Source organism: Kribbella sp. NBC_00359 (assembly GCF_036097425.1).
Classification (GTDB): Bacteria; Actinomycetota; Actinomycetes; order Propionibacteriales; family Kribbellaceae; genus Kribbella.
The window spans coordinates 7,567,302-7,585,175 of sequence record NZ_CP107975.1 but is presented as its reverse complement, the minus strand read 5'-3'; the positions used below and the strand labels follow the sequence as shown (position 1 = coordinate 7,585,175).

Sequence of the window (17,874 nt, the reverse complement as noted above, 5' to 3'; positions counted from 1 at the left end):
CCGTGGATGACTTCGAGCGCCTGCGGGGACGGCTGTTCGGGATCGCCTACCGGATGCTGGGGACGGCCACCGACGCCGAGGAGATCGTGCAGGACGCCTGGCTGCGCTGGCAGGGCGCCGACCGCTCGACCGTGCGCGACCCGGCCGCCTACCTGGCGAAGGTGGTCACGAATCTGTCGATGAAGCAGCTGACCTCGGCCCGGGTACGGCGGGAGACGTATGTGGGGGAGTGGTTGCCGGAGCCGGTGCTGACCGGGCGGGCGGAGTTCGACGCGCTCGGGCCGCTGGAGGTCGTCGCGGAGCGCGAGTCCGTGTCGTTCGCGCTGCTGTTGTTGCTCGAACGGCTCACGCCGGCCGAGCGGGCGGCGTACGTCCTGCGCGAGGCGTTCGCCTACAGCCACCGCGAGGTCGCCGAGCTGATCGGCACCACCGAGGCCAACGCGCGGCAACTCGCATCGCGTGCGGGAAAACGACTGGCGGCCGAGCCGCGACGTGATCAGCCTGTCGACCGAGCCGGCTGGCGGAAGCTCGTGGAGCGGTTCCTCGCGGCGGCGCGCCTCGGTGAGATCGAGGAGCTGGAGCGGTTGCTCGCCGCGGACGTGGTGTCCACGGCGGACGGCGGCGGCAAGGTCGTCGCGGCCCGGAACCCGGTCGCCGGCCGGGATCGGGTCGCCCGCTACCTGATCGGTACGCTCCAGCGCTTCGGCGCCGGGATCGAGCCGCACCTGGCCGAGGCGAACGGCCGGCCCGCACTGGTTGCTGTCGGCCCCGAGGGAGTCGTGGCGATCTGCTTCGTCGACGCCGGACCGGACGGTGTGACCGACCTGCGCTTCGTGATGAACCCGGACAAGCTCGCCTTCGCCGCCGCCCAGCTGTCACGAATCGGTGGGCTGCCGGATCTGAGCTGGTGACCGAAAGGACTCCAGATGACCTCCATCCTCGTCACAGGCGGCACCGGAGCGCTCGGGCGCCCGACCGTCGACCACCTGGTGGCGACTGGCCACCAAGTCCGAATCCTCAGCCGCCGCGCGCCGGCCGGCCGGCCCGCGGGTTCGGAGTGGGTGACCGGCGACCTCATGACCGGCGTGGGCCTGCCGGCTGCGGTCGAGGGCGTCGGCACGGTCGTGCACCTGGCCACCAGCCTCGGGCGTCGCGACGTCCAGCACGCACGCAATCTGCTCGCCGTCCTACCGCGGACAACACACCTCGTGCTGATGTCGATCACCGGCATCGACCGCATCCCGATGCCGTACTACCGCACCAAACTCGCGGTCGAGCGCCTCGTCGCGGACTCCGGCGCGCCGTACACGATCCAGCGAGCGACCCAGTTCCACAACCTGCTCGACCGGATCTTCACGGCGCAGCGATTCCTTCCGGCGCTGCTCGCTCCGGCGATCATCCTCCAGCCGATCGCCGTCGAGGACGTCGCCGTCCGCCTCACCGGACTGGTCGATGAACCACCGGTCGAAGGCCGGGCTCCCGACATCGGCGGCCCGGATCGGCGCCCGGCGCCGGACCTGGCGCGCGCGTGGTTGTCAGCGCGGACGACCGCCGCCGCGCCGGTCGTCCGCCGGCGGGTCGTCCCGATCCGCGTGCCAGGCAAGGCCTTCCGTGCCTTTGCGTCCGGCGGCGCTCTCGTCGACGGAGCGCCGTACGGTCGGATCACCTTCGAGGACTACCTCGGAGCGAAGTCATGAGGACCTACATCCGGACGGTCCTGGTGATCCTCGCCGCCTACGAGGTGATCCTCGGCCTGTGGCTCACGGTCGTCCCGAAGACGTTCTACGACCACGTGCCGACGGTCGACTGGACCCCGCCGTACAGCGATCATCTGTTCCACGATTTCGGCGGAGCGACCCTCGGTCTCGGCATCGTCCTCGCGGCCGCGGCGATCCGCTTCGACCGTTTCCTCGTCGTGGTCGCGCTCGTGGCCTACCTCGCCTACGCGGCGCCGCACCTGGTCTTCCACCTCGGCCATCTGGAGGGCGAGGAGCCGGGCTGGTCGATCGCGCTAGCCGTCGTGCTCGCGCTCAGCGTGCTGGTTCCGCTCTCTGCCCTGGCGGGGGCCCGGAAGCTGACTTGACCATTGTGACAGTAGTACTGTCACAATGGCGGGCATGGGTCCACTCGAGGGCGTGAAGGTGGTCGAGCTGGCCGGCCTCGGTCCGGCGCCGTTCGCGTGCATGTTGCTCGCCGAGCTCGGCGCCGACGTGCTCCGGATCGACCGCCCCGGCGGCGGCATGTCCTTCGGCCCACCGGAGCTCGATCTGGTCAACCGCGGCCGCCGCAGCGCCGCTCTGGACCTCAAGAACCCCGCGGCGATCGACGTCGTACGGCGCCTTGCCGCCCAAGCCGACGTACTCGTCGAAGGGTTTCGGCCAGGGGTTGCCGAGCGGCTCGGGGTCGGACCGGACGACTGTCATGCGATCAACCCACGGCTCGTCTACGGCCGGATGACGGGCTGGGGTCAGGACGGTCCACTCGCGCAGACGGCCGGGCACGACATCGACTACCTCGCGTTGTCCGGCGCGCTGCACCTGATCGGCCGGGCCGGCGGTCCGCCGCAGGTCCCGGCCAACCTGCTCGGCGACTTCGCCGGCGGCTCGCTCTACCTGGTGATCGGCGTACTCGCGGCCCTGCACGACGCCCAGCGCAGTGGGCGGGGTCAGGTGGTCGACGCCGCGATCGTCGATGGTTCGGCCCACTTGACCACGATGCTCCTGGGCGCACTCGCGGCCGGGACGTGGCAGCAGGAGCGCGGCACGAACCTGCTCGACACGGGCGCGCCGTTCTACGACGTGTACGAGACCGCGGACGGCAAGCATGTCGCGGTGGGCGCGCTGGAGCCGCAGTTCTACGCCGAGCTGATCGAGAAGCTCGGCGTCACCGCGCCGGATCGCAGCGATCCGGCCCAATGGCCCGACCTCCGGAAGGTGCTGACGGAGACCTTCCGGCAACGCACCCAGGCCGAGTGGGCCACGGTGTTCGACGGCTCGGACGCCTGTGTCACGCCCGTCCTCCCGCTCGCCGCCGACCATCCGCATCTCGTTGCCCGAGGCACCTTTGTGGACGACGACGGCGTCCGTCAGGCCGCACCGGCACCTCGCTTCGACCGTACGCCGACCAGCCTCGGCCGACCGCCCGCGCGACCCGGGCAGCACACCCGTGAAGCCCTGACCGACTGGGGCATCACCGATGTCGACGACCTGCTCGAAACCGGCGCCGCAATCCAGACCTGAGAGGAACCGCCCTGTGGAACGTCAGCTGTTCGATGCCGATCACAACGCCTTCCGGGAGACCGTGCGGGCCTTCTGCGACAAGGAGATCGTGCCGCACCACGACAGCTGGGAGGCGGCCGGCATCGTCCCGCGCGAGCTGTGGGCGGCGGCCGGTCGGGCCGGTCTGCTCGGCTTCATGATGCCGGAGGAGTACGGCGGTGGCGGGGTGCGCGACTTCCGGTTCAACACGGTGCTGATCGAGGAGCTGACCAGGGCGCGCGCGAGTGGGGTCGGCTTCACGATCCACACCGACATCAACTCGGCGTACCTGCTCGACTATGCGACCGACGAGCAGAAGGCGCGCTGGTTGCCCGCGTTCTGCGCGGGGGAGACGATCAGCGCGATCGCGATGACCGAGCCCGGCGCCGGCAGTGACCTGCAGGGCATCCAGACCACGGCCCGGCGCGACGGTGATCACTACGTGCTGAACGGCCAGAAGACGTTCATCTCCAACGGCATCCTCGCGGACTTCGTCATCGTCGTCGCCAAGACCGATCCGGCGGCCGGTGCGCAGGGCATCTCGCTGCTGGTGGTCGAGCGGGGGATGCCCGGCTTCGAGCGCGGCCGCAACCTGGACAAGATCGGACTGAAGGCGCAGGACACCGCCGAGCTGTTCTTCGACAACGTCCGGGTCCCGGTCGCGAACCTGCTCGGTGCGGAGGGCAACGGTTTCGTCTACCTGATGGAGAAGCTGCCGCAGGAGCGTCTGACCATCGCCGTCGTCGCGGCCGCGGCCTGCGAGAACGTCCTCGAGCAGACACTGCGCTACGTGAAGGACCGCACGGCCTTCGGCCGACCGATCGGTTCTTTCCAGCACAACCGCTTCGTCCTGGCCGAGCTGGCCACCGAGACCCAGATCGCCCGGGTCTTCGTCGACCGCTGCATCCAGGAGCTGAACGCCGGCACGCTGACCGTGGCCGAGGCCGCGATGGCGAAATGGTGGACCACGGAGCTCCAGCAGAAGGTCGTCGACCGTTGCCTGCAACTCCACGGCGGCTACGGCTTCATGACCGAGTACCCCATCGCCAAGGCCTACCTCGACACCCGCATCCAGACCATCTACGGCGGCACCACCGAGATCATGAAGGAAATCATCGGCCGCACGATGGGCGTGTAACCGACGGCCACCTGCCGGTGAGGAGCCGGCAGGCGGTCCGCCGTGGGCCCGCCCGCTGCAACGAGCGCCGCGCCTGATCCATCAACCGAGCGGTGAAACGCGTCTGAAGCTGATTGACACAGCGCCGCGCCAACCCCTCCCAGGGGCGCGACACATCCGGCGCCAGGGTCTGGGGCGTACCTGAACAGGCGGCCTCAGCGTAGCCACCAAACCGGCAGGGCGCCAGGGTGTACCGCCGGTAGCGCGAGCTACTCGGGTTTGGCGGACTGGAGCCAGGGCATCGTGAGGCGGCCCTGCACGACATCGTCGGCGACATCCGTCAACCGGCGGTTGTTGGCGCGGGCATAGGCCCGCATGATGGCGAACGCCTCGTCGACGTCGACGGACAGGCTGTGGGTCAGGAACCCCTTGGCCTGCTCGATCAGGATCCGGCTGTTGAGGGCAGTCTGCAGTTGCTCGGTGACGATCTCCTGCCGAGCCAGGGCGCGCTGGTGCACGATGCCGATGGTGGCGGCGTCGGCCAGCGCCTGCCCCAGGGTGATCGTGTCCGCGTCCAGCGTCCCGGTGGACCTGCTGAACAGATTCACCGCGCCAAGGACGGTGTCGCGCAGCCGCATGGGCATCGCCTGCACCGACAGATACCCGGCGCCGACGGCCGCCTTGGTGAAGCGGGGCCACGTGCTGCGGGCGTCCCGCAGATCGGCGTGCTGGACCGGACGGCCGGTGGTGAACGCGTCCAGGCACGGGCCTTCGAGATTCTGCAACTGGGTCAGCTCGACCAGGCGCGCCTGTTCGCTGGATGCCGCGACGAGGTTCAGGACGCCGTGGTGGTCGGCGAGCAGGATGCCGCAGGCCGAGACCCCCAGCAACTCGCTGCACCGGGCCGCGAGGCGGTCCAGGAACTCGATGATGTCGAAATCGTCGACGAGGGTGTCCGACAGTTCGATGAACACTTCCCGCACTCTACGGTCAGAGGCGCTCATGAATCCTCTTCCTCTTCCGTCTCGGCATGTTCAGGACCCAGCTCGGCGGCGCCGTTCTGGTCGTTCTCCAGGCGTAGGCGGTCGGCCATGACATCGGTGGCGACCTGTTGCAGCGAAAGACCGCTGCTGTAGGCATGTGCGCGCAGGCGCGCGAACGCGTCGGTGACGCTGATGCTCTGCTGGGCCGCGATCCGTCCTGCGGCTTGGTGCACCTCGGCACGACGAGCGGTGAAGGCGACCTCGATCATCTCGTCCAGGTCGGCGCTGAGGCCATGGCGGTGGTCCAGGGTGAGGACGAACACGGCGTCGGCGAACACCAGCGCGTCGGCCAGCTGATCGGATCGGAGCGGGCCGACCTGTCGCCGGTAGACACTCAGCACGCCGACCTTCGCGGCTCCGGCGCCGATGGGGAACGCAAAGGTCCCTCGCACGCCCCGCTCGGAACCCGCCGCCGCGAACGCCGGCCACCGCTGGCCGGCGGCGACGCCGGCCAGGTCCGACTCCAGCACCGGCGCGTCGGTGCGGATCGCGTCGCGGCCGGGACCTTCGCCGAGGGCGAACTGCAGTTCCTCGAGTTCGCCGGCCTCGGGATCGCTGGCGAGCAGCGGTTCCAGGACCCCGCCGTCACCGGTGATGGCCAGCCCGGCACCGATGGCCGACAAGACCTCGGCGCAGGCGGTCACCGCATGCAACAGCGTCGGGGATGCGCCATTACCGTCGGCAACGGCTCTGATCGTCCCCCACACTCGGGCACTGCGGTCGTGATCCACCCATTCCGCCCACACTCGAACCGCCGCCGGGCGGATGGTCCACTCTAGCGGCAGGACTGCCGAACCGCTGTTCATCGCGACGCGCGCCACCAACTGTCTGTCAGGATCACCCTGTACCCGGTCCCCGCGAACCTCACTCCTCCGCCACTGGCTCCTCGCTCGGCGGCGGCACCTCGACCTCGGGCTCCGGCGCCGCCGGCGCTTCGGGTCGTCTCGGCGCGGTCTTCTCGCTCACGCCGGCCGGGCGTAGGCCGTACCACTCGCTCATCAGGGCACCTCCCGGACTGTGGCGACGCGCGAGGCTACCGAAGGTCCGGGGCAGCGTCACAGGGTTGGAATTCTAGTCCGGTGTGCGGCCCGGCGCGCGGTGCTCGCGCGGGTCGGGCCGCCGGGTGACGAAAATCGGCGCCGGAGTGGTGGGAGTTCCAGGAGTGCCGTGATTGACTGCCTTCAGGGATGTTGAGGGAGGTCGTGATGGGCATCGTTTCGCCTGGCTTCACCGGTCGTCGGCGGGGTGGGTCGGAGTTGCCGCCGGGGCAGTACCTGACGCGGGACTTCCCGGTGCTGTCGGCCGGACCGACGCCGCACATCCGGACCGAGCACTGGGAGTTCACGGTCACCACCGAGAGCGGGGAGATGTACCGGTGGGACTGGGCCGCGCTGCTCGCGTTGCCGGCCGAGGAGATCACCAAGGACATCCACTGCGTGACCCGGTGGTCGAAGCTGCAGACGGACTGGAAGGGCGTCTCGCTCGACACCCTGCTCGCCGACGTCGAGACCGGCGCGGACTTCGCCCTCGCGACCAGTTACGGCGGGTACACGACCAACCTGCCGATGGACGACCTGCTCGACGGCCAGGCCTGGATCGCCTACGAGTACGACGGTGGGCCGCTGGACCCTGAGCACGGTGGCCCGGCCCGTCTGCTCGTGCCACACCTGTACTTCTGGAAGAGCGCGAAGTGGGTGCGCGGCCTGGTGCTGTCCGACACCGAGGACCTCGGCTTCTGGGAGACGGCCGGCTACCACGAGTACGGAGACCCATGGAAAGAACAGCGATACGCCGGCGACTGACCTGGCAGGTGGCCACGGTCGCCGACGTACGACGTGAGACCGCGACCGCACGGACGCTGGTGCTCGACGTACCGGAGTGGCCCGGGCACCTCGCCGGGCAGCACCTCGACGTCCGGCTGACCGCACCGGACGGCTACCGCGCCTCGCGCTCGTACTCGATCGCCTCGGCGTGGACCGGTGACACGATCGAGCTGACCGTCGAGCAGGTGCCCGACGGCGAGGTGTCGCCGTACCTGGTCGACGTGGTGAAGGTCGGCGACCCGCTGGAGATCCGCGGTCCGGTGGGTGGGTGGTTCGTCTGGAAACCCGAGCAGGACGGTCCGGTCCAGCTGATCGGCGGCGGATCGGGCATCGTCCCGCTGCGCGCGATGATGCGCGCCCACGCCGCCGCGGACAGTACGACGCAGGTCCGGCTGCTCTATTCGGTACGCCGTCCTGCCTCGGTCATCTACGTGGCCGACCTGAAGGAGCTGGCCGCGTCGGACGATGTCGACGTACGACTCGTCTACACGCGTGAGGCGCCGGCTGGGGAGCCACGCGTCGGGCGGATCGACGCCGAGCTGATCGAGGGGCTGGCCTTCCGGCCGGAGGACGCGGCGACGACGTACGTGTGCGGGCCGACGCCGTTCGTGGAGGCGGTGGCGGACCTGCTGGTCGAGGCCGGGCACGACCCGGCTCACGTGAGAACAGAGCGGTTCGGACCGACAGGAGACCAGCGATGAGTGAGCCCACTTACCTTGACGGCAACGCCGCGGCCGGTGCGATGAGTGAGGTGTTCGCCATGGACGTGACGGCGGCGATCACCCGGTGCGACGGCTGTGGGCAGACCGCGGTGTTCGCCGAGTCCCGCTTGTACGTCGACGCCCCCGGGCTGGTCGCCCGCTGCTCCGGCTGCGACGCCGTCCTGCTTCGGGTGGTCTCCACGCCCAACGACACCTATCTCGATCTACGTGGTCTGACCTACCTCCGCGTCCCGAACTCGTAACTGCTCCGGCCCCCAGCCAGCTGGCTGGGGGTTTTCTTTGCGTGTCGGGACCTTGACAGCGCGCACACAGCCACAACATGGCCGACGTACGCGCGGTTGCCGATCAGGTCGTCGTACTGCGTCTCGGCCGGAACAACGGCGTGTTCGACGCGCAGAGTACGTCGTCGGAGGAGATCGTTGCCGCGATCACGGGTGCTCGGGACAACGTGGTCTCCCAGCGCGCGGCCCGCGTTGAAGGAGTCGGCCAGTGACCACAGCGGATCTGACGGACGAGCGGCTCCGGCAGGCGACCGGCCTGCGCGGGTCCGCGACCGAGTTGGTGGATCGGGTCCGGGCCGGCGAGCTCGGCATGGTGCCGGTCGTCGCCGGGCTGCTGGTGATCTGCGTGGTGCTGCAGATCCTGAACCCGATCTTCCTGTCCAGCACGAACCTGGTGAACCTGCTGATGGAGTGCGTCCCGGTCGGCATCATCGCGCTCGGGATCGTCTGCGTGCTGCTGGTCGGCCAGATCGACCTGTCCGTCGGGTCGATCAGCGGGCTGTCCGCGGCGATCATGGCGATCCTGGTCGTGAAGGAAGGCTGGCCGGCCTGGCTCGCGGTCCTGCTGGCGCTTGTCACGGGATGCGCGATCGGGCTGCTGTCGCCGAGATCTTCAACCGGGTCGGCATCCCGACGTTCGTGATCACGCTGGCCGGGTTGCCGTCGTTCCTCGGCCTGCAACTGAAGGCACCGGGGCGAGCGGCTCGGTCAACCTGCCGTTCGACTCCGGCCTGGTCGAGTTCGCCCAGTTGAATTTCGTCCCGGCCTGGTTGTCCTACGTGTTCGTGCTGCTCGCCGCGGCCGGGCTCTTCGTCGTCGGCTTCCTCCATGCGGCGCTGGTGCTGCGCTACGCGCTGACGTCGACCAAGTGGGGCAAGGCGGTCTATGCAGTCGGTGGCAACGTCGAGGCGGCGCGGCGGGCGGGCATCAATGTGCGGCTCGTGTACGCGTCCGTCCTGGTGATCTGTACGACGCTCGCCGCGTTCGGTGGAGTGCTGGGCGCGGCGAGGCTGGCCGCGGCCAACCAGGCGAGTGGTGGCGGCGACGTCAACCTCAACGCGATCGCGGCCGCCGTGATGGGTGGCACCAGCTTGTTCGGCGGCCGGGGTACGGCGTTCGCCGCCGTGCTGGGCGTGCTCGTCATCCAGTCGATCTCGAGCGGACTGACGTTGCTCAGCCTCGACTCGTCGTGCCGCTTCTTCGTCACCGGACTCGTTCTGCTCCTGGCGGTCGGCGTCGACTCACTGGCCCGCCGCAGCCGCACGACGCACGGACGTGCGTGACGACCTGATCCTGACGTGACCTGGTGCCGGAGTAGCAACCCGCAGTACGGTGCGATGGTAGGGCTGCCCTGGACCTCGGCACCGAGTGTCTTCTGGCGAGGGTTGGGTGGACCGCGATGACTTCGCAGTATCTCGAGCGCCTGGCGCGTTCGGATCAGTTGGACGCGTGGAAGCCTGGGGAACTGACGGAGGCGCTGGCCGCCGTCGAGAAACTTGTCACCCTCAGCAGGCAGCCGGCCGGCGAGCCGAGGATCCTCAACCTCCGGCTGGCGATCTACCGTCGCCGGCTGCGCTACGAACTGGACCGGCGAGCCGACCACGACGACGATGCCGGCGAGCCCTGACCGCGGAACAATGGCGCGGTTCGTCAGCGGCGCTGTTTGCTCTGGGTGCGGCGGATGGTGTCGCGCTGGGTTTCGCCGACGGCGCGTTCGTAGGCGAGCACGAGGCCCTGGATCGTGACCGGCTTGAACCGCTCGACCAGGTGCTGGATGTGCTCCGGCGGTCCACCCGAATCCCGGTAGTGCGGCCAGACCTTGCTCCGGAACACCTCGGTGAGTTCTTCGGCGATCGCCCGGCCGTGCTCGGTGAAGATCCGCCCCGCGTCCTGCACTGCCTCGACCGGCAAGTCCAGGTCGAGCAACTCGACTCCGAGGCTCAGGTGGGCGGTCGCCACCTGGAAGACGTCCTCGTCGGGCGTCGGTTCGACTACGCCGAGCGCGACCAGCATCTCGATGTCGTCGTCGGACAGCTCGCGTCCGGTGCGGCGTACCAGCGCGGCGCGGTCGAGGGTCTCGGGTAGGTCCCGCATCCACGGCGTCAGCAGCGTCCGGTGCAGCGCGATGTCCTGCGGGGTCGCGTTGGTCGGGATGCGATCCAGGTATCCCTCGATCGCGGACAGCGTGAACCCGTGAGCCTGCAACTCACGCACCAGGTCGAGCCGGGCGATGTGTTCCGGCCCGTAGTACCCCACCCGTCCGCGCCGGATCGGCGGCGGGATCAGCCCGCGCCCGGCGTAGAACCGCAACGTCCGTACCGTCATCCCGACCCGCGCCGACAGCTCGTCGACGGTGAGGGTCGCGCCCTGACCTTCTGATCCTGCCCCCGTGACTTGCGACATGGCGGAGATCATAGCCAGCCCCCTTGACCATCGTGACACCAGAACTGTCACAATCTGGAAGACGACTCGACCGACAGGATCATCATGAGTAACGAAGCCTTCCTGTACGACGCGATCCGCACGCCCCGCGGCAAGGGCAAACCGACCGGCGCGCTGTACGAGGTCAAGCCGATCCAGCTGATCACCGGACTTCTGCACGAACTACGGAACCGCCATCCCGACCTGGATCCGGACGTCATCGACGACGTCGTCCTGGGTGTCGTGACACCGATCGGCGACCAGGGCATGGACATCGCCCGGACTGCGGTCCTCGCCGCGGGCTATCCGGAGACGACCGGTGGCGTGCAGCTGAACCGGTTCTGCGCCTCCGGCCTGGAAGCCGTGAACCAGGCGGCCCAGCGGGTCCGTTCGGGCTGGGAGGACTTCATCCTCGCGGGCGGCGTCGAGTCGATGTCGCGGGTGCCGATGGCCTCCGACGGCGGCGCCTGGGCGATGGACCCGGAGACGGCGCTGCAGACCAACTTCATCCCGCAGGGCATCAGCGCGGACCTGATCGCGACCCTCGACGGCTTCTCCCGCACCGACGTCGACACGTACGCCGCCGAGTCGCACGCACGCGCCGCGAAGGCCTGGGCCAACGGGTACTTCGCCCGCTCCGTGGTGCCGGTGAACGACCGCAACGGCCTGCAGATCCTCGACCATGACCAGCTCGTCCGGCCGGGTACGACGGTCGAGACGCTCGCCGGGCTGCCCGCGTCGTTCGCGGCGATCGGGGAGCACGGCGGGTTCGACGCGGTCGCGCTGGAGAAGTACCTGACGGTCGAGCGGATCGAGCACGTGCACCACGCGGGCAACTCGTCCGGGATCGTCGACGGCGCCGCCCTGGTTGCTATCGGCAACGAGAAGGCCGGCGAGGCGCTCGGCCGGGCGCCCCGCGGCCGGGTGGTCGCGGCCGCGGTGAGCGGCGCGGACCCGACCATCATGCTGACCGGACCGGCACCGGCCGCCCGGAAGGCGCTGGCCAAGGCCGGGCTCGAGGCCGGCGACATCGACCTGTTCGAGATGAACGAGGCGTTCGCGGCCGCCGTCCTGCATTTCATGGCCGATCTCGGCGTACCGCACGAGAAGGTGAACGTGAACGGCGGCGCGATCGCGCTCGGGCACCCGCTCGGCGCGACCGGCGCGATGCTGATCGGAACCCTGCTGGACGAACTGGAGCGGCGCGAGCTCCGGTACGGACTGGCCACCCTGTGCGTCGGCGGCGGGATGGGCGTCGCGACGATCATCGAGAGGCTTGCCGCATGATCTCCTGGGACCTTGACGAGGGTGTCGTCACGCTGACGATGGACCAGCCCGGCGCGTCGGCGAACACGATGAACGAGACGTACCTCGCGGCGATGGGCTCGGTGGTCGAGCGCCTGCAGGCCGAGAAGGATTCCCTGCGCGGTGTCGTGATCACCAGTGCGAAGTCCACCTTCTTCGCCGGCGGCAACCTCCAGATGCTGTCCAAGATCCAGCCCTCGCAGGCTGCCGAGGTGTTCGAGTCGGTCGAGGAAGTGAAGCGGCAGCTCCGGGCACTGGAGACACTGGGCGTCCCGGTCGTTGCCGCGATCAACGGGTCTGCTCTGGGTGGCGGCCTCGAGATCGCGCTCGCGTGCCACCACCGGATCGTTGCCGACGACGGCCGGATCGAGATCGGCGTACCGGAGGTGACACTCGGTCTCCTGCCCGGCGGCGGTGGGGTGACCCGCACGGTCCGGATGCTCGGCCTGCAGGACGCGCTGATGAAGGTCCTGCTGCAGGGTCAGCGGATGAAGCCCGCGCACGCTCTGAGCGTCGGCATCGTCGACGAGGTGGTGCCGGCCGACGAGTTGCTCGACGCGGCGCGCCGGTGGATTGCGGCGTACGACGGGGACGCGAAGCAGCCGTGGGATCGGGACGGCTACAAGATCCCGGGCGGTACGCCGGCCTCGCCGAAGCTGGCTGCGTTCCTGCCGGCGTTCCCGGCGAACCTGCGCAAGCAGTTGAAGGGCGCGCCGTACCCGGCGCCGCGGGCGATCATGAGCGCGGCGGTCGAGGGCAGCCAGGTCGACTTCGCCACCGCGTCCCGGATCGAGTCGCGGTACTTCGTCTCGCTGGCGACCGGGCAGATCGCGAAGAACATGATCCAGGCGTTCTTCTTCGACCTGCAGGCGATCAACGCCGGCGCTTCGCGGCCGAGCGGCGTACCTCGCTACTCCGCCCGGAAGGTCGGCGTACTCGGAGCCGGGATGATGGGCGCGGGGATCGCGTACGTGTGCGCGAAGGCGGGCATCGAGGTCGTACTCAAGGACGTCTCGCTCGACGCGGCGTCGAAGGGCAAGTCGTACTCCGAGAAGCTGCTTGCGAAGCAGGTCCAGAAGGGACGTCTTTCCGCTGCTGATGTGGAAGCCTTCCTCAGCCGGATCACGCCGACCGCGGATCCGAACGACCTGGCCGGCTGCGACCTGGTGATCGAGGCGGTGTTCGAGAGCGAGGAGCTCAAGCAGAAGGTGTTCGCCGAGATCGCCGGTGTGGTCGAGCCGGATGCGGTGCTCTGCTCGAACACCTCGACCCTGCCGATCACCTCGCTCGCCGACGGCATCGACCGGCCGGACGACTTCGTCGGCATGCACTTCTTCTCGCCGGTCGACCGGATGCCGCTGGTTGAGCTGATCGTGGGGGAGAAGACCTCGGACCGCACGATCGCCAAGGCGTACGACGTGGTCCGGCAGATCAAGAAGACGCCGATCGTGGTCAACGACAGCCGGGGCTTCTTCACCTCGCGCGTGTTCGGCACGCTGGTGATGGAAGGCGCGGCGATGGTCGCCGAAGGCATCGATCCGGTCACGATCGAGCGGGCCGCGACCCAGGCGGGCTTCCCGGCGCCGCCGCTGGCGATGCTGGACGAGGTCACGCTGACGCTCCCGCAGAAGATCCGGGACGCGGCCAAGGCGGCGGGCGACAGCGCGGGCGCGTTCGACGACCACCCGGGGATGGCGGTGACGGATCGGCTCGTCAACGAGTTCGACCGCCGCGGGAAGGCTGCCGGTGCGGGGTTCTACGACTATCCGGCCGACGGGCCGAAACGCTTGTGGCCAGGACTGTGGGAGCACTTCGCGCATGACGCCGAGGTGCCACTGATCGATCTGCAGGAGCGGATGATCTTCGCGATGTCGCTCGAGACGGTCAAATGCCTCGACGAAGGAGTACTACGCTCCGTCGCCGACGCGAACATCGGCTCGATTTTCGGAATCGGTTTTCCACCGCTGCACGGAGGCGCGTTGCAGTACGTCAACGCCTACGGATTGAAGGCTTTCGTCGAGCGATCCCATGCACTGGCAGCGTCGTACGGCCGTCGTTTCGAGCCGCCGGCGCTGCTGCTGCGCATGGCGGCGGCCGGCGAGATCTTCGGCTGATCACGGAGCGATATCAACTCAAGCAAACTCCACAGAATCGAACAAAGAACAGCGCGCCCGGTCTTGCGCCGGGCGCGCTTTTGCGTCATGGTGCTGCCACTTCTACAACGATTGACTTGACGGGTACCGGTACCTTCGGGCCGAAGTCTGTTGCGCTGTTCGCTGTAGCTGTACCGTGTGCGAAATCAGAGATGCTTAACACCGTTAAGTAACTCGGAACCCCTGGCGCCGTACCCCTGCGGCGTTGCTCCCCGGGAAGGTGGAATTCATGCCTGCTCATGTTCCGAATGCCGGTCTGACCCGGCGGGACCTGCTCAAGCGGACCGGTGGTCTGGCCGCCCTCGCCGCATTCACCGCGGCCTGCGGAGGCAATACCGGCCGGCCGGCCTCGTCAGGCGCCAGTGGAGGCGGAGCGAAGGTCAATCTGGCCCAGTGGTACCACCAGTACGGCGAAGCCGGCACCCAGCAGGCGGCGGCGAGGTACGCCAAGGCCTACACCGACGCGAACGTCGCCGTGCAGTGGACGCCGGGTGACTACGGCGCCAAGCTCTCGTCCGGTCTGCTGTCCAGCAAGGGCCCCGACGTGTTCGAGAGCCAGCTCAACATCGGCATGGTGAAGAGCAACCAGGTCGTGCCGCTGGACGACATCATGGCCGACGTGAAGGACGACTTCCTGCCCGGCGACCTGGCCACCAACACCGTCGACGGCAAGATCTACGGCATCCGGATGATCATCGACCCGCAGGTCATCTACTACCGCAAGTCGCTGCTGGACAAGGCCGGCATCAAGCCGCCGGAGACGATCGATGACCTGATCGCCGCCTCGAAGGAACTGACCACGAACAAGGTGAAGGGCATGTTCGTCGGCAACGACGGCGGCAATGCCATGGGTGGGCCGGCACTGTGGTCCTCGGGTGGCTCCTACCTGACCGACGACAACAAGCCCGGCTTCACCGACGCCCGCGCGGCCCAGGCCTTCGGGAAGCTGCACGAGTTGTATGCGAGCAAGAGCATCCTGCTCGGCGCGCCGACGGACTGGTGGGATCCGAGCGCGATCAACCAGGGCCTGGTCGCGATGCAGTGGATCGGCATGTGGGCGGTGCCCGGTATGCAGAAGGCCTTGGGTGACGACATCGGCGTGATCCCGTTCCCGAAGCTCGACGCGCAGAGCAAGCCGGCCGTGTACTCCGGCGGCTGGACCCAGTTCGTGTCCGCGAAGAGCGCGAACATCGACGCGGCGAAGAAGTACGTGAAGTGGCTGTGGCTCGACAAGGCGGACTTCCAGGAGGACTGGTCGCTGAACTACGGCTTCCACATCCCGCCGCGGAAGAGCCTCGCCGCCAAGGCTTCGAAGCTGCAGAGCGGCGTCGCGGCCGACACGGTCAAGCTGAACGAGGATTACGGGCACACCGACAACCCGGCCTGGACCCCGAAGATGGGTACGGCGTTCGGTGACATGCTCACCAACATCATCAAGAAGGGAGCCGACCCCGCCGCCGAGATCAGCAAAGCCGAGAAGACCGTCAACGCCGAACTGTCCCGGTTGTTCGGATGAGCGCTCCGGTCAAAACCGCCCGGGCCGTGGACCCCGCCGTCACTGGTGAACGGCGGGGGACGCGGCGGCGCAAGGGGATCGCCGGGAACACCCTGTGGTTCTGGGTGTTCGTCGGCCCGTTCGTGCTGGGGCTGTTGATCTTCTCCTACCTGCCGATCATCTGGAGCCTGATCCTCAGCTTCTTCGAGGCCTACAACACGGTCACGCCGTCGAAGTTCGTCGGGCTGCAGAACTACATCGACATGCTCACCGACCACAACTTCCTGTCCAGCCTCGGCACATTCACGATCTTCGCGGTGTTCATCGTGCCGCTGACGTTCGTGCTCTCGCTGGCGCTGGCGTTGCTGGTCAACCAGGTGAAGATCGCGCGGGCGTTCTTCCGGTCCGTGTTCTTCCTGCCGACCGCGTGCTCGTATGTGGTCGCGTCGCTGATCTGGCGGTTGTCGATCTTCAACGGGGTCCGGTTCGGCTTGGCGAACACGATCCTCGGCTGGTTCGGCATCGACGGGATCGCGTGGCTGTCGACGGTCGATCCGCCGTGGTACTGGCTTCCGATCGTCACCGTGCGGCTGTGGCTACAGCTCGGGTTCTACATGATCCTGTTCATCGCCGGACTGCAACGGATCTCGCCGACGTTGTACGAGGCGGCGTACGTCGATGGGGCGAAACCCGGGTGGCAGGTGTTCCGGTACATCACGTTGCCGCAGCTGCGGGCGACGTCGGTCGCCGTACTGATCCTCAATCTGATCGCGGCGTACCAGGCGTTCGACGAGTTCTACAACCTGATCGGCAACGTGAACTACGCGCGGCCGCCGCTGGTCTACCTGTACGGGATCTCGTTGGGCACGATCCAGGATCTCGGCCACGGCTCCGCCGGCGCGCTCATCCTGGCGGTCATCATCATGGTCGTGACACTGCTGCAGGGCCGGATCTTCGGCTTCGGAAAGGCAGGTGACTGATGGCTGTCGCCGAGCGTACGACGGGAACCCCACAGCCGATCGGCTTCAGCCAGAGCGTCATGGGCCGGGTCGGGATGGTGCTGCGCTGGATCGCGCTGTTCATCGCGGTGGTGCTGTTCCTGATCCCGTTCTACCTGATTCTCCGCAACGCGCTGTCCACCGAGGCCGACATCACCGCGCCTTCGTGGACGTTGTTCCCCTCGCATCTGCAGTGGAGCAACATCAGTGAGCTGTTCAACGACACCGAGGTGCCGATGGCGCGGGCGCTGTACAACTCCGCCGTCGTGGCCGTCCTCGGGACCGGGGGACAGTTGCTGTTGGCATCGATGGCGGGGTACGGGCTGGCGCGCATCCCGTACCGGCACGCGGACAAGATCTTCTACGCGATCGTCGCGACCCTGATGATCCCGGCCGCGGTGACGTTCATCCCGAGCTTCATCGTGGTGTCGTCGCTCGGATGGGTCTCGTCGTTGCGTGGTCTGATCATCCCGACGTTGTTCAGCGGGTTCGCGGCGTTCTTGTTCCGTCAGTATTTCCTGGGCTTCCCGAAGGAACTGGAGGAGGCGGCCCGCGTTGACGGTGCCGGCTATTTCGGTGTCTTCTGGCGGATCGTCGTACCGAACTCCCTGCCGTTCTTCGCCGCCCTCGCCGCGATCACCTTCATCGCCAACTGGAACTCCTTCCTGTGGCCGCTGGTGATCGGCCAGGACTCCTCCTCGTGGACGGTCCAGGTCGCGATGTCCACCTTCGTCACCGCCCAAACCATCAACATCCACGAACTCTTCATGGCGGTAGCGGTCTCGATCCTCCCGCTGGTCCTGATCTTCGCCTTCCTCCAGCGCTACCTGATCCAAGGCGTAACCCAATCCGGCATCAAAGACTGAAAGGACACCGCTCCGCGGCGGCTGTTCCATCGGCCGCCGCGGACCGGGACCCGGACCGGGCCGGTCGGCGGACGAACTGTCAGCACATGAACTGTCAGCGGAACCCAACGACTCCAACGGCCCCGACCACCGAGAACGTTTGGAAAGCTCCGGCGGGGAGTCCACCAGGCTCCCCGCCGGCCCGCCACCAACAACAGCCGAACACGAAATCGGACACCGCTCCGCGGCGGCAGTCCTTCCGACCGCCTCCGGCGGGGACCGTGGACACGAGTCGGCGTATTCCGTGAGTTGTTCACCGGGCTGCGCGAACCGCAAGGACACCGCCTTCGGCGGCGGCAGCTCTTCCGGCCGCCTCCGGCGGCGCGCGAACTGTGGACACGGGTCGGCTTACCA

General features: G+C 68.2%; 21 protein-coding genes. 17 read left to right on the top strand and 4 right to left on the bottom strand.

Features of this window, described 5'->3' with window-relative positions; all coding sequences use genetic code 11:
• The first annotated feature begins 2 nt into the window (after nucleotides 1-2).
• From OG876_RS36915 to OG876_RS36895, 5 genes are read left to right on the top strand one after another with little or no spacing between them, the layout of a single operon-like run.
• The gene (locus tag OG876_RS36915) at nucleotides 3-911 is read left to right on the top strand and encodes an RNA polymerase sigma-70 factor (protein ID WP_328521346.1); all 909 of its coding nucleotides are present in this window, start codon (nucleotides 3-5) and stop codon (nucleotides 909-911) included.
• A 15-nt stretch (nucleotides 912-926) separates the two neighbouring features.
• Nucleotides 927-1,697 carry an SDR family oxidoreductase gene (locus OG876_RS36910; protein WP_328521345.1) on the top strand — a complete coding sequence of 257 codons (771 nt, stop codon included), beginning with the start codon at nucleotides 927-929 and terminating at the stop codon, nucleotides 1,695-1,697.
• Entirely contained in the window at nucleotides 1,694-2,083 is a 390-nt protein-coding gene (locus OG876_RS36905) for a hypothetical protein (protein ID WP_328521344.1), read from the top strand. Before OG876_RS36910 ends, OG876_RS36905 begins: the two co-directional genes overlap by 4 nt.
• A 34-nt stretch (nucleotides 2,084-2,117) precedes the next feature.
• Entirely contained in the window at nucleotides 2,118-3,239 is a 1,122-nt protein-coding gene (locus OG876_RS36900; protein ID WP_328521343.1) for a CaiB/BaiF CoA transferase family protein, read from the top strand.
• Between the two features lie 13 nt (nucleotides 3,240-3,252).
• Entirely contained in the window at nucleotides 3,253-4,395 is a 1,143-nt protein-coding gene (locus OG876_RS36895) for an acyl-CoA dehydrogenase family protein (protein ID WP_328521342.1), read from the top strand.
• A 248-nt stretch (nucleotides 4,396-4,643) separates the two neighbouring features.
• On the opposite strand, the gene OG876_RS36890 is transcribed toward OG876_RS36895, so the two are convergent.
• The 3 genes from OG876_RS36890 to OG876_RS36880 form a co-directional block, all read right to left on the bottom strand.
• Nucleotides 4,644-5,348: a GAF and ANTAR domain-containing protein gene (locus OG876_RS36890; RefSeq protein ID WP_328521341.1), complete on the bottom strand. Its 705-nt coding sequence runs from the start codon at nucleotides 5,346-5,348 to the stop codon at nucleotides 4,644-4,646.
• Between the two features lie 26 nt (nucleotides 5,349-5,374).
• Entirely contained in the window at nucleotides 5,375-6,148 is a 774-nt protein-coding gene (locus tag OG876_RS36885; RefSeq protein ID WP_328521340.1) for an ANTAR domain-containing protein, read from the bottom strand.
• Nucleotides 6,149-6,281: 133 nt separating this feature from the next.
• Entirely contained in the window at nucleotides 6,282-6,416 is a 135-nt protein-coding gene (locus tag OG876_RS36880; RefSeq protein ID WP_328521339.1) for a hypothetical protein, read from the bottom strand.
• Nucleotides 6,417-6,622: 206 nt separating this feature from the next.
• Here OG876_RS36880 and OG876_RS36875 point away from each other — a divergent pair, with 206 nt between their 5' ends.
• The 7 genes from OG876_RS36875 (at nucleotide 6,623) to OG876_RS36845 (ending at nucleotide 9,870) form a co-directional block, all read left to right on the top strand.
• On the top strand, nucleotides 6,623-7,219 hold the full coding sequence (locus OG876_RS36875) for a molybdopterin-dependent oxidoreductase (protein WP_328521338.1): 597 nt from the start codon (nucleotides 6,623-6,625) through the stop codon (nucleotides 7,217-7,219).
• Nucleotides 7,189-7,941: a ferredoxin reductase gene (locus tag OG876_RS36870; RefSeq protein ID WP_328521337.1), complete on the top strand. Its 753-nt coding sequence runs from the start codon at nucleotides 7,189-7,191 to the stop codon at nucleotides 7,939-7,941. The genes OG876_RS36875 and OG876_RS36870 overlap by 31 nt, the downstream gene beginning before the upstream one ends.
• Nucleotides 7,938-8,204, top strand: coding sequence for a DUF6510 family protein (locus OG876_RS36865; RefSeq protein WP_328521336.1), 267 nt, complete (start codon nucleotides 7,938-7,940; stop codon nucleotides 8,202-8,204). The genes OG876_RS36870 and OG876_RS36865 overlap by 4 nt, the downstream gene beginning before the upstream one ends.
• Nucleotides 8,205-8,281: 77 nt before the next feature.
• On the top strand, nucleotides 8,282-8,455 hold the full coding sequence (locus OG876_RS36860) for a hypothetical protein (RefSeq protein WP_328521335.1): 174 nt from the start codon (nucleotides 8,282-8,284) through the stop codon (nucleotides 8,453-8,455).
• Nucleotides 8,452-8,886 carry an ABC transporter permease subunit gene (locus OG876_RS36855; protein WP_328521334.1) on the top strand — a complete coding sequence of 145 codons (435 nt, stop codon included), beginning with the start codon at nucleotides 8,452-8,454 and terminating at the stop codon, nucleotides 8,884-8,886. Before OG876_RS36860 ends, OG876_RS36855 begins: the two co-directional genes overlap by 4 nt.
• Before the next feature lie 106 nt (nucleotides 8,887-8,992).
• Entirely contained in the window at nucleotides 8,993-9,526 is a 534-nt protein-coding gene (locus tag OG876_RS36850; RefSeq protein ID WP_328521333.1) for an ABC transporter permease subunit, read from the top strand.
• A gap of 116 nt (nucleotides 9,527-9,642) precedes the next feature.
• A complete protein-coding gene (locus tag OG876_RS36845; protein WP_328521332.1) occupies nucleotides 9,643-9,870 on the top strand; it encodes a hypothetical protein in 228 nt (75 codons plus the stop codon).
• A 23-nt stretch (nucleotides 9,871-9,893) separates the two neighbouring features.
• On the opposite strand, the gene OG876_RS36840 is transcribed toward OG876_RS36845, so the two are convergent.
• Nucleotides 9,894-10,646 (bottom strand): MerR family transcriptional regulator, encoded by a 753-nt coding sequence (locus OG876_RS36840; RefSeq protein WP_328521331.1) that lies wholly within the window; start codon nucleotides 10,644-10,646, stop codon nucleotides 9,894-9,896.
• 84 nt (nucleotides 10,647-10,730) lie between these two features.
• On the opposite strand from OG876_RS36840, the gene OG876_RS36835 reads away from it, so the two are divergent.
• From OG876_RS36835 to OG876_RS36815, 5 genes are all read left to right on the top strand, one after another.
• The gene (locus tag OG876_RS36835) at nucleotides 10,731-11,951 is read left to right on the top strand and encodes an acetyl-CoA C-acetyltransferase (protein WP_328521330.1); all 1,221 of its coding nucleotides are present in this window, start codon (nucleotides 10,731-10,733) and stop codon (nucleotides 11,949-11,951) included.
• Nucleotides 11,948-14,083 carry a 3-hydroxyacyl-CoA dehydrogenase NAD-binding domain-containing protein gene (locus tag OG876_RS36830; RefSeq protein WP_328521329.1) on the top strand — a complete coding sequence of 712 codons (2,136 nt, stop codon included), beginning with the start codon at nucleotides 11,948-11,950 and terminating at the stop codon, nucleotides 14,081-14,083. The genes OG876_RS36835 and OG876_RS36830 overlap by 4 nt, the downstream gene beginning before the upstream one ends.
• A gap of 268 nt (nucleotides 14,084-14,351) precedes the next feature.
• Nucleotides 14,352-15,638 carry an ABC transporter substrate-binding protein gene (locus tag OG876_RS36825; protein WP_328521328.1) on the top strand — a complete coding sequence of 429 codons (1,287 nt, stop codon included), beginning with the start codon at nucleotides 14,352-14,354 and terminating at the stop codon, nucleotides 15,636-15,638.
• Nucleotides 15,635-16,597: a carbohydrate ABC transporter permease gene (locus OG876_RS36820; protein WP_328521327.1), complete on the top strand. Its 963-nt coding sequence runs from the start codon at nucleotides 15,635-15,637 to the stop codon at nucleotides 16,595-16,597. Before OG876_RS36825 ends, OG876_RS36820 begins: the two co-directional genes overlap by 4 nt.
• Entirely contained in the window at nucleotides 16,597-17,481 is an 885-nt protein-coding gene (locus OG876_RS36815; RefSeq protein WP_328521326.1) for a carbohydrate ABC transporter permease, read from the top strand. Before OG876_RS36820 ends, OG876_RS36815 begins: the two co-directional genes overlap by 1 nt.
• Nucleotides 17,482-17,874: the final 393 nt, after the last annotated feature.